Source organism: Pseudomonas reidholzensis, from assembly GCF_900536025.1.
In the GTDB taxonomy this organism is placed as follows: Bacteria; Pseudomonadota; Gammaproteobacteria; order Pseudomonadales; family Pseudomonadaceae; genus Aquipseudomonas; species Aquipseudomonas reidholzensis.
The window spans coordinates 19,583-29,646 of sequence record NZ_UNOZ01000024.1 but is presented as its reverse complement, the minus strand read 5'-3'; the positions used below and the strand labels follow the sequence as shown (position 1 = coordinate 29,646).

Sequence of the window (10,064 nt, the reverse complement as noted above, 5' to 3'; positions counted from 1 at the left end):
CGGCCCTTCGCTGCGCTGCGGGTTCCCTCACTCCGGCCTTGCTCCCGCGAGGACCGGGCTGTACGGGCCTTCCTGGCCCGCAGCCCTTGCCGGCCTTCCTGGCCGTCACCTCGCTCCGCAAGACCTCCGTTCGGCCTCCTGAAGTCGCAGTAGATCAAGATCACAAGCTAGATCAAGATCAACGGCCAGATCAAGGGCCAGGGCAACGGCTGGCGAATCGCTTCGCTCTCGCTTGTTTATAAGGGCGGTACAGCGCGTCAGCGCCAGAATGTGCATTGGCAGTCCCGGCCTCTTCGCGGGGCAAGCCCGCTCCCACAGGATCTCCGCTGACCGAAAGAGCGACGCTATCCTGTGGGAGCGGGCTTGCCCCGCGAAAGGGCCCGAATATCCACCACCCATGCCACTGTCGAAGATAACGCCCGCCCAGGCGCCACCCGTAACTTGGCGACCTCAGGAGGCCGAACGGAGGTCTTGCGGAGCGAGGTGACGGCCATGGATGACCGGCAAGCGCCGCGGGCCAGGAAGGCCCGTCCGGCGCGGTCCTCGCGGGAGCAAGGCCGGAGTGAGGGAGCCCGCAGCGCAGCGGAGGGCCGTATGTGGGAGCCAGCGGTTTTTGGTTACTTTTTTCCAAGAAAAAAAGTGACCCGCTGTAAAAGCGGAAGGGGCCAGTGGCCGCACCACAGCGAACGGATAAGCTCGCTAATCGACACGCGCCACCACCGGCAACTATCCCAATAATCCGTGAAGAATCACCTTTTTACGCTGCCTTAAGCAGGCGCCTGGCCGCGCAGCGGCGATCCGATCCCCTACCTACCCCATCCTTGCCTTGCATCAACATCCCGTCCACTGCCCACCCGCAGTCATGGATAATGGCGTAATAGTGGCGTTTAATAGCGTCATAATAACGACACACGGATGGACCCGAAGATGATGCGAGAAGGATCTCTGCCCGCCCCGCAACCCCTGCGCCCAGCCACTGGCCGACCGCTTGCCCTGCTACAGGGCGTGGCCCTGGCTGCCATCCTGGCCGCCATGGCCTTCGCCAGCCTGGCGTTCTACCTCGCGCTGCCGCTGGCCTTGCTGGCGCTCTGGCTGCCCCACCTGCGGCGCACGCCGCCGGCTGCCGAGCCGCCCGAGCACGCCCAGCGCGCCAGCAGCGACCTGACCCAGACCCTGGCCCGCAACACCTCCCACAACGCACTGTCGGCTGCCGCCATGGCCTTTTCGGTCCAGCAGCTCGCCAGCCGGCTGCAATCCCAGCTGGGCGCCGCCGAGCAGATCGTCGGCAGCGCGCAGATCATGATCGACACCGAGCAGGCCACCGCCCAGCTCAGCCAGCAGGCCCTGCAAGCGGCGCGCTCAGCCCACGCCAGCAGCGCCGAGGGTCGCGAGGTGCTGGCCGAATCCATCCAGCACATGCACCAGCTGAGTACCCGGGCCACCGCCAGCCGCGAACTGATCGAGGCCCTGCACCAGCGCAGCGAAGACATCGCCCGGGTCACCCTGGTGATCCAGTCCATCGCCAGCCAGACCAACCTGCTGGCGCTGAACGCGGCCATCGAGGCCGCCCGCGCCGGCGAGCATGGCCGTGGCTTTGCCGTGGTCGCCGATGAAGTGCGCGGCTTGGCCGGGCGTACCGCGGCGGCCACCCAAGAGGTCGGCCAGATGGTCGCCGACATTCAGGCGCGCACCGCCCAGGTGGTCGAGCAGATCCGCAGCCTGGCCAGCGACCTCAGCGGCGGGTTGGGCCAGGTCGAGGAAACCGGCGAGCAGTTGACCCGCATCGCCCAGCTGGCGGCCAGCGTCGAGCGTCAGGTGGGCGAGATCGCCGAGGGCACGCAGGTTAACCAGGCGCAGCTGGACAACCTGTTCGAGGCCGTCGGCCAGGTGCGCAGCGACCTTCAGCTCAGCGACCAGCAGACCCGTCGCCTGGCCGAGGCCGCGGTGCACATGGAGCGCCAGGCCGAGGGCCTCAGCGAGCGCCTGGCCGAAGTCGGCCTGGACGACTACCACCAGCGCATCTTCGACCTCGCCGAGGATGGCGCACGCGCCATCGGCCAGCGCTTCGAGGAGGATGTCGCGCGCGGCGTGATCAGCCTCGAAGCGTTGTTCGACCGCCGCTACCAGCCGATTGCCGGCATGCAGCCGCCGCGCTTTCATACCCGCTTCGACCAGTACACCGACACCGTGCTGGCGCAGATCCAGGAGCCGTTGCTGACCCGGCACGAAGGCATGGTCTATGCCATCGCCTGTACCGAGCACGGTTATGTGCCGACCCACAACGCCGCGTTCAACCTGCCGCTGACCGGCGACCCGGCACACGACACCGCGCACAACCGCAGCAAGCGCAAGTTCGATGACCGCACCGGGGTGCGGTGTGGCAACCACCAGCAGCGCCTGCTGTTGCAGACCTACACCCGCGACACCGGCGAACTGATGCATGACCTGTCGGTGCCGGTCTACGTGCAGGGCCGACATTGGGGTGGCCTGCGCCTGGGCTACCGCCCCGAACCCGGCCTGGACTGACTGGCATTTATTGCTCGTGGTGCAACACAGCTGTACCGTTGCGCGCTGGTTTCGAGCGGGCGCGCCGCGTATCATGGTCATATCGTTAGGGTGCTAATTAAATTCCGGAGGGGATGATGAATAGCCAAGTCGATGTGGCGGTGATGATTGGTTCCGGCGTGCCTGCTACCCTGCAGGCCCTGGGTAGAAAAGTCTGTTGGGTGGTGCTGGTCAACGGTGAGCGGCGCGGTACGGCCTTTGCGAGCCGTGGCGAAGCGGTTGAGTGCCAGGCGGCCTGGGTGGCGCAGTTGGCCAAGGCGCAGGCAGCGTGAAGCGACACGCCTGAGGGCTAACGTTCCAGTTGCCGAGCCAGCGCGCAGGCGTCCTGCAGCTGGCGCCTGAAGCCTTTGACCCGGCCCGTGGCGCTGTCGGTGACGTGAAAAAACGCAATGCCCGCGGGTACCACGACGTAACGTGGGCTGATGTTGCCTTTATTGATGCAAGAAATGCTCTGCGGCACTCGACGGATTTCAGTGTTTTCGTGCATATTTCCCTCTGTAACGCGCTGATGAAATACCAAGGGCCCGACATGCCAGGGGCCTGTTGCTATCTATTGCATCTTTACTGACATTCCTGATGTCAGAAATTACGCTTCCCGAGTGGGAAAACTGCCGAATTGTGTTTTGCGCAGTTGGCTGGCACGCTGGGTTTGAACATTCCCGCCCGCCGCATCGCCAGCTGGCACAAGGCCGTTCGTGCACTACTTTATTGAGTCTTTTCAGACATCCACTTGAAATGACCGCGCCCTCCGCACAGCGGCTGTGGGCGCCTGTAACCGGTTTGAGGAACTCTTCATTGGCAGTCAGTACTCTGGATACTCACGCGTTGTTTGCCCTGGGCGATCTGCGCGGCAAGTTGGCCCAGCTGTTTCATGGACGCTTCGTCTATGTCACCGAGCAAAGCCCTGAAGGCCTGTACATGGCCGAAATCGACACCGACAGTTCGTTGGTGGTCGATGATAAACAGCGCCTGGAACTCAAGGTAGGCGATCACTTTCGCGCGGCGGTATTGCCGAGCCGCGAAGGGGGCAAGCTTGAACTGCGCTTTCGCGAGATCAAGTTGAATGTCTACGGCATGGGCGACTACGCCTTTGTCGCGGTGCCCGAAGGCGAGGGGATCGTGTTCCGCAATGGCCAGGGCGTGATGCTGGTGTTCGCCGCCCAGCAGCAAGTACAGGAAGGCCTGGGCAAGTTGCTCAAGGCGGTGACCGGCAAGGTGGCCAAATGGCGCAAGGGCGAACTGACCACGTTCAAGGCCAGTGAGTAACGCCTGAATACCGCCCGCCTCGCGCGGGCGGTCACTCAGTTGCCGCGATCACCCCCACTGCTGACCTCTTCGGGCACCTTGTCGCCGGCGGCGCGCTTGCGAAACAGCGCGGCCCGGGCCAACAGCAGGGTCGTCACCGGCACGGTGATCGACAGCAGGATTGGTATCAGCCAGGCATGCAGGATCGGCCCCTGCTTGAGCCAGGAAAAGTACAGGATCGACGCCAGGCTGACGCACCAGGCGCCAAGGGTCGACGCCAGCGCGGGCGGGTGCATGCGCTGGAAGTAGTTTTTCAGGCGTACCAGGCCGATGGCGCCGATCAGCGCGAACACGCTCGCCAGCAGCAGCAGGGCGGCGGTGGTCAGCTCAAGCCAGAAGGGCAGTACCAGCGTTTCGCTCATTCGATCACCTCACCGCGCAACAGGAACTTGGCCAAGGCGAAGGAGCCGACAAAGCCGAACAGGGCGATCAGCAGGGCACCCTCGAAATAGGTGTCACTGGCATAACGGATGCCCAGCACCAACATCATCAACATGGCCAGGATGTACAGGTAGTCCAGCGCCAGGACTCGGTCCTGGGCGGAGGGGCCGCGAAACAGCCTGACCAGCGCCAGGGCCATGGCGAGGGTAAAGATGAACAGGCTGGCGAGAATGGCGTTGGCAAGCAGGCCAGTCATTCGAAGATCTCCATCAGCGGGCGTTCGTAGGTGTCCTTGAAGTGCTCGATGAACAGCGCTTCGTCGTGCAGGTCGAACACATGCAGCAGCAGTACGCTGCGGTCCAGCGCCAGCTCCGACCAGACCGTGCCGGGGACCACCGTGGTGATCATCGACAGGGCGGCCAGGCCATGCGCGTCGCGCAGGGCCAGCGGGATGTGCACGAACGCCGACTGCGGCGGGCGCCGTCCGGCCTGCAGCACGCTACGCGCCACCTGCAGGTTGGAGACGATCACGTCCAGGCCGACCCGGGCAATCAGCTTGGCGATCACCCAGGGCCGCCCCACGCGCGCGTGCTGGGGGCGCAAGGGCGCCATCAGGATCGGCGCGAGGATGCCCAGCAAGGCGGCCAGCAGCAGGTTGCCCGGGCTCAGCGACAGGTTCAGCAGCAGCCACAGGGCAAACAGTGCCAGCGACAGCAGCGGGGCGGGGAAGAGTCGGCTCATGGCTGCACCTGCACGTCAAAGGTGGTCGGGCCGGGCACCGGTCGGGTACCCATCACCGCTTCGATGTAGGCCTCGGGCGCCTGCAAGCTGGCGGCGGTGTCCTGGGTGTAGCGCAGCAGGGGTTCGGCCTGCACGCTGAGGATCAGGCACAAGCCCAGCAGGATCACGATCGGCAGGCATTCGTAGCGCCGCAGCAGTGGTGACGGGCGTTCTTCCGGCTTCCAGAAACGCTGGATACCGACCCGGCCAAAGGCGATCAGCGAGGCCATGCCCGACAGCACCAGCAGCGTCACCAGGCCCCAGCCCGCGGCCGACAGCGGTTGCTCCGGGGCATTGCCCAGGCCCAGCGGGTTGAACAATGCGCTGATCAGGCTGAGCTTGCCGATGAACCCCGACAGCGGCGGCATGCCGATGATCAGCAGGGCACAGGCAATGAAGCTCAGGCCGAGGAAGGCCATGGTCCAGGGGATGATCTGGCCGATCACGGCCTTTTGCTCGTCGTCGAGGTTGATGCCTTTGGGCGGGTGCAGCGTCTCCAGCGGCGAGGGCATGCCCTCGTCGTCATCCAGCGGGGCTTCGTTGGCCGAGCGCGAACGCTCGATCAGTTCGGCCAACAGGAACAGCGCACACAGCGCCAGGGTCGAGCTGACCAGGTAGAACAGCGCGCTGCCGGTGAGGATCGGCTGACCAAAGCCGACGGCGGCCATCAGCGTGCCGGCCGAGACCAGGATGCTCAGCGCCGCCATGCGCTCCAGGCGCTGGGCGGCGAGAATGGACACCGCCGCCACTGCCAGGGTCGCCAGCCCGCCGTACACCAGCCACTCACCCCCGAAGTGCGCCGACGCCCCGGCCTGGCCGGAAAACAGCAGCGTCCACAGGCGCAGCACGGCGTACAGGCCCACCTTGGTCATGATCGCGAACAGCGCCGCCACCGGCGCACTGGCCGAGGCATAGGCCGGCACCAGCCAGAAGTTCAGCGGCCAGATGCCGGCCTTGGCCAGGAAGGCCATCGCCAGGATCGCCGCCCCGGCGTGCAGCAGGCCGCGGTCGGCCTCGGGCACCAGCGGGATCTTCAGGGCCAGGTCGGCCATGTTCAGCGTGCCGGTCACGCCGTAGAGCATGGCCGCGCCCACCAGGAACAGCGACGAGGCGAACAGGTTGATTGCGATGTAATGCAGCCCGGCCTTGACCCGGGCGCGCCCCGAGCCGTGCAGCAGCAGCCCGTAGGAGGCCGCCAGGAGCACCTCGAAGAACACGAACAGGTTGAACAGGTCGGCGGTCAGGAAGGCCCCGTACAGGCCCATCAGCTGGATCTGGAACAGCGCATGGAAGCTCGCCCCGGCACCGTCCCAGCGGGCCCGGGCGAACAACAGCGCACAGACGCCGACAATGCCGGTGAGGGTCAGCATCAGGGCCGACAGGTGATCCACCACCAGCACGATGCCAAACGGCGCTGGCCAGTTGCCGGGCAGGTAGACGCCAATGGACTCGGCCTGGCCCTGGGTGCGTACCCAGGACAGCAGGGTCACGGCGATCGCCAGGCCGGCGATGCTCGACAGCAGGTTGAGCTGGCCCTTCAGGCGCCGACGCTTTTCGCCCAGCAGCAGCATCACCGACGCGGTCACCAGTGGCAGCAGGATCGGCGCGATGATCAGTTGATTGAGCCAGCTCATTCGTCACGCTCCCGGCCATCGACGTGGTCGGTACCGGTCAGGCCGCGCGAGGCCAGCAGCACCACCAGGAACAGTGCGGTCATGGCAAAGCTGATGACGATCGCGGTAAGGACCAGCGCCTGCGGCAGCGGGTCGGTGTAGTGCAGCAGGTCTTGAGTGACGCCGTCCTTGATGATTGGCTCCTTGCCGATGAACAGGCTGCCCATGCTGAAGATGAACAGGTTGACGCCGTAGGACAGCAGGCACAGGCCCATGATCACCTGGTAGGTCCGGGGGCGCAGTATCAACCACACCCCGGAGGCGGCCAGGACGCCGATGGCGACTGCAATGACTTCTTCCATCAGGCGGCTCCTGCTTGGCGGGTTTTCGACGGGCTGGTGCGCTGTGGCGCATTCGGGCGATAGGCACGCACCGACTGGTGCGCCAGGGCCGTGAGGATCAGCAAGGTCGAGCCGACCACCACGGTGTACACGCCGATGTCGAAGAACAGCGCGCTGGCCACGTGCACATCACCCAGCAGCGGCAGGTGCAGGTGGGCGGTGTGGGTGGTCAGGAACGGATAGCCAAGCAGCAACGCCCCGGCTCCGGTCAGGGTCGCGCAGAGCAGGCCGGTGCCCATCCAGCGCAGCGGCCGCAGGCTCATCTGCGCCTCGACCCACTGGGTGCCGGCGACCATGTACTGGAGGATGAACGCCACCGACATCACCAGCCCGGCGACGAACCCGCCGCCCGGCTGGTTGTGCCCGCGCATGAACAGGTACATCGAGACCAGCAGGGCGATCGGCAGCAGCAGGCGCACCAGCACAGCCGGGACCATCATGAAGCCCAGGGCGGTGTCGGTGGCATGCCGCGGGTTGATCAGGTCGGTGACCACGTCCGGTGCCAGTTGGCGTTGCTGGGCGGGCAACTGCATGCTTTCTTTCGGTGGGCGGAAGCGGCGCAGCAGGGCGAACACGGTCAGGGCCACGGCCACCAGCACGGTGACTTCGCCCAGGGTGTCGAAGCCGCGGAAGTCCACCAGCATCACATTGACCACATTGGTCCCGCCGCCTTGCGGCAGTGCCCGGCTCAGGTAGAACGAGGAGATGTCGTTGGGCGTAGGGCGGGTCAGCATGGCGTACGACAGCAGCGCCATGCCGCCGCCGACCAGCGCGGCCAGCAGCAGGTCGCGCAGACGCCGCAGGCGAGCGCGCTCCAGGCTGCCGGGCAATGGCGAAACGCCTTCGATCCGCCGTGGCAGCCAGCGCAGGCCCAGCAGGATCAACACCGTGGTGACCACCTCGACGGCCAGCTGGGTCAGTGCCAGGTCGGGCGCCGAGAACCAGACAAAGGTGATGCAGGTCATCAGGCCGCAGACGCTGACCATGATCAGTGCCGCCAGCCGGTGATACTTGGCCTGCCAGGCGGCGCCGATGGCGCAGGCGATGGCGATCAGCCAGAGCGCGACGAACACCCCGGAGCCCGGGATCTTCGGTCGATCGCCCCAACTCAGGCCGCTGTACAGCAACGGTGTGAGGCCGGCGACAAAGGCCGCCAGCACCAGCATGAACAGCTGCTTCTGCAGGCGTTTGGTGGTCAGCGCGCCTTCGACATGCCGGGCCAGCAGCATCAAGCGCACCAGGCCGTGCTCGAACAGGCGCTTGCCATTGAAGCGCTCGATCAGCGGCGGGTAGGGGAAGCGGCCCAGGCGCAGTTGCTTGCGCAGCAGCAGGTAGAGCACCACGCCGCCGCACATCGCCACCAGGCTCATGATCAACGGTGCGTTCCAGCCATGCCAGATCGCCAGGCTGTACTCGGGCAGGGTGCCGCCGACCACCGGCAGGGCGGCAGCGGCCAGCAGCGGGCCGACCGACTGGGCAGGGAAGATGCCGACCACCAGGCAGGTCAGTACCAGCAGTTCGACCGGTGCGCGCATCCAGCGTGGCGGCTCGTGCGGGGTGTGCGGCAGGTCCTGGGCGGTGGGGCCGAAGAACACGTCGACGGTAAAGCGCAGGGCATAGGCCACGCTGAAGGTGCCGGCCAGGGTGGCAATCACCGGCAGGGCCGCTTCGACCCAGGCGGTGGAGCTGATGAACACGGTTTCGGCGAAGAACATCTCCTTGGACAGGAAGCCGTTCATCAGCGGTACCCCGGCCATCGAGGCGCTGGCGACCATGGCCAGCGTGGCGGTGTACGGCACCAGCTTGATCAGCCCGCTGAGGCGGCGGATGTCACGGGTGCCACTCTCGTGGTCGATGATCCCGGCGGCCATGAACAGCGATGCCTTGAACGTCGCGTGGTTGAGGATATGGAACACCGCGGCGACGGCCGCCAGCGGGCTGTTGAGGCCCAGCAGCAGGGTGATCAGGCCCAGGTGGCTGATGGTCGAGTAGGCCAGCAAGCCTTTCAGGTCGTTCTGGAACATCGCGGCAAAGGCGCCCAGCAGCAGGGTGATGGCCCCGGCACCGCCGACGATCCAGAACCACTCTTCGCTGCCGGCCAAGGTCGGCCACAGTCGGGCCATGAGAAACACCCCGGCCTTGACCATGGTCGCCGAGTGCAGATACGCCGAGACCGGCGTCGGCGCCGCCATGGCGTGCGGCAGCCAGAACTGGAACGGGAACTGCGCGCTCTTGCTCAGCGCGCCGATCAGGATCAGCGGCAGCAGCACCGGATACAGCGCGTGCTGGCGCACCGCCTCGCCAGAAGCCAGGACCTTGTCCAGGTCATAGCTGCCGACCACGTGGCCGAGCAGCAGGGCACCGACCAGCAGGCACAGGCCGCCGGCACCGGTGACCATCAGCGCCATGTAGGCGCCGCGGCGGGCATCGGCGCGGTGGTGCCAGTAGCCGATCAACAGGAACGAGAAGAGGCTGGTCAGCTCCCAGAAGAACACCAGCTGGATCAGGTTGCCGGAGATCACCAGGCCGAGCATCGCCCCCATGAACGCCAGGAAGAAGGCAAAGAAGCGCGGTACCGGGTCTTGCGGGGACATGTAGTAGCGGGCGTACAACGACACCAGGGTGCCGATGCCCAGGACCAGCAGCGAGAACAGCCAGGCGAAGCCGTCCATGCGCAGGACCAGGTTCAAGCCGAGGCTGGGCAGCCAGAGGAATTCCTCGCGAATCACCCCGCCATTGGCGATCTGCGGGTACATCAGTGCCACCTGGACGGTGCCGACCAAGGCCACGAGCCCGGCGAGGATGGACTCGGCGTTACGCGCGTTGTGCGGCAGGACGGCCGCCAGGCAACTGCCCAGGAAGGGCAGAAGCAATAGCACTATCAAAGACATAGCGACCTAATCTGGAGGAGTTTGGCAAGGATGATACGTGTCGGACAGGTGATCACCAACACGCAAGCTGTCGCAGAATCCTACAAATGGGGTGTGACAAGCAGTTTTTTTATAACAGTTTTTTACAA

10 protein-coding genes are annotated in these 10,064 nt (G+C 65.6%); 3 read left to right on the top strand and 7 right to left on the bottom strand.

Annotated features, from left to right (window positions below; all coding sequences use genetic code 11):
* The first annotated feature begins 915 nt into the window (after window positions 1-915).
* Both CCOS865_RS16730 and CCOS865_RS16725 read left to right on the top strand, forming a co-directional pair.
* Window positions 916-2,526 carry a methyl-accepting chemotaxis protein gene (locus tag CCOS865_RS16730; RefSeq protein ID WP_425272961.1) on the top strand — a complete coding sequence of 537 codons (1,611 nt, stop codon included), beginning with the start codon at window positions 916-918 and terminating at the stop codon, window positions 2,524-2,526.
* Between the two features lie 116 nt (window positions 2,527-2,642).
* Entirely contained in the window at window positions 2,643-2,837 is a 195-nt protein-coding gene (locus CCOS865_RS16725) for a hypothetical protein (RefSeq protein WP_119142800.1), read from the top strand.
* A gap of 17 nt (window positions 2,838-2,854) precedes the next feature.
* Here CCOS865_RS16725 and CCOS865_RS16720 read toward each other — a convergent pair whose 3' ends face one another.
* Entirely contained in the window at window positions 2,855-3,052 is a 198-nt protein-coding gene (locus CCOS865_RS16720) for a hypothetical protein (RefSeq protein ID WP_119142799.1), read from the bottom strand.
* 308 nt (window positions 3,053-3,360) lie between these two features.
* Here CCOS865_RS16720 and CCOS865_RS16715 point away from each other — a divergent pair, with 308 nt between their 5' ends.
* Window positions 3,361-3,831, top strand: a complete 471-nt coding sequence (locus CCOS865_RS16715) for a hypothetical protein (protein WP_119142797.1) — start codon at window positions 3,361-3,363, stop codon at window positions 3,829-3,831.
* Window positions 3,832-3,866: 35 nt separating this feature from the next.
* Here the strand turns inward: CCOS865_RS16715 and CCOS865_RS16710 are convergent, their stop codons facing one another.
* Genes CCOS865_RS16710 through CCOS865_RS16685 form a run of 6 tightly spaced genes read right to left on the bottom strand, consistent with a single transcriptional unit; the run spans window position 3,867 to window position 9,936 of the window.
* Window positions 3,867-4,232, bottom strand: a complete 366-nt coding sequence (locus CCOS865_RS16710) for a Na+/H+ antiporter subunit G (protein ID WP_119142795.1) — start codon at window positions 4,230-4,232, stop codon at window positions 3,867-3,869.
* Window positions 4,229-4,507 (bottom strand): K+/H+ antiporter subunit F, encoded by a 279-nt coding sequence (locus tag CCOS865_RS16705; RefSeq protein WP_119142793.1) that lies wholly within the window; start codon window positions 4,505-4,507, stop codon window positions 4,229-4,231. Before CCOS865_RS16705 ends, CCOS865_RS16710 begins: the two co-directional genes overlap by 4 nt.
* On the bottom strand, window positions 4,504-4,992 hold the full coding sequence (locus CCOS865_RS16700) for a Na+/H+ antiporter subunit E (protein WP_119142791.1): 489 nt from the start codon (window positions 4,990-4,992) through the stop codon (window positions 4,504-4,506). The genes CCOS865_RS16705 and CCOS865_RS16700 overlap by 4 nt, the downstream gene beginning before the upstream one ends.
* Window positions 4,989-6,665 carry a monovalent cation/H+ antiporter subunit D gene (locus tag CCOS865_RS16695; protein WP_119142789.1) on the bottom strand — a complete coding sequence of 559 codons (1,677 nt, stop codon included), beginning with the start codon at window positions 6,663-6,665 and terminating at the stop codon, window positions 4,989-4,991. The genes CCOS865_RS16700 and CCOS865_RS16695 overlap by 4 nt, the downstream gene beginning before the upstream one ends.
* Window positions 6,662-7,006 carry a Na+/H+ antiporter subunit C gene (locus CCOS865_RS16690; protein ID WP_003250128.1) on the bottom strand — a complete coding sequence of 115 codons (345 nt, stop codon included), beginning with the start codon at window positions 7,004-7,006 and terminating at the stop codon, window positions 6,662-6,664. Before CCOS865_RS16690 ends, CCOS865_RS16695 begins: the two co-directional genes overlap by 4 nt.
* On the bottom strand, window positions 7,006-9,936 hold the full coding sequence (locus CCOS865_RS16685; RefSeq protein WP_119142787.1) for a monovalent cation/H+ antiporter subunit A: 2,931 nt from the start codon (window positions 9,934-9,936) through the stop codon (window positions 7,006-7,008). The genes CCOS865_RS16690 and CCOS865_RS16685 overlap by 1 nt, the downstream gene beginning before the upstream one ends.
* Between the last annotated feature and the right edge of the window lie 128 nt (window positions 9,937-10,064).

Excerpts from the sequence above, each read along its gene's own strand:
- CCOS865_RS16730 (WP_425272961.1), top strand. The coding sequence starts at position 916 with ATGGACCCGAAGATGATGCGAGAAGGATCTCTGCCCGCCCCGCAACCC.
- CCOS865_RS16725 (WP_119142800.1), top strand. The coding sequence starts at position 2,643 with ATGAATAGCCAAGTCGATGTGGCGGTGATGATTGGTTCCGGCGTGCCT.
- CCOS865_RS16720 (WP_119142799.1), bottom strand. The coding sequence starts at position 3,052 with ATGCACGAAAACACTGAAATCCGTCGAGTGCCGCAGAGCATTTCTTGC.
- CCOS865_RS16710 (WP_119142795.1), bottom strand. The coding sequence starts at position 4,232 with ATGAGCGAAACGCTGGTACTGCCCTTCTGGCTTGAGCTGACCACCGCC.
- CCOS865_RS16705 (WP_119142793.1), bottom strand. The coding sequence starts at position 4,507 with ATGACTGGCCTGCTTGCCAACGCCATTCTCGCCAGCCTGTTCATCTTT.
- CCOS865_RS16700 (WP_119142791.1), bottom strand. The coding sequence starts at position 4,992 with ATGAGCCGACTCTTCCCCGCCCCGCTGCTGTCGCTGGCACTGTTTGCC.
- CCOS865_RS16695 (WP_119142789.1), bottom strand. The coding sequence starts at position 6,665 with ATGAGCTGGCTCAATCAACTGATCATCGCGCCGATCCTGCTGCCACTG.
- CCOS865_RS16690 (WP_003250128.1), bottom strand. The coding sequence starts at position 7,006 with ATGGAAGAAGTCATTGCAGTCGCCATCGGCGTCCTGGCCGCCTCCGGG.
- CCOS865_RS16685 (WP_119142787.1), bottom strand. The coding sequence starts at position 9,936 with ATGTCTTTGATAGTGCTATTGCTTCTGCCCTTCCTGGGCAGTTGCCTG.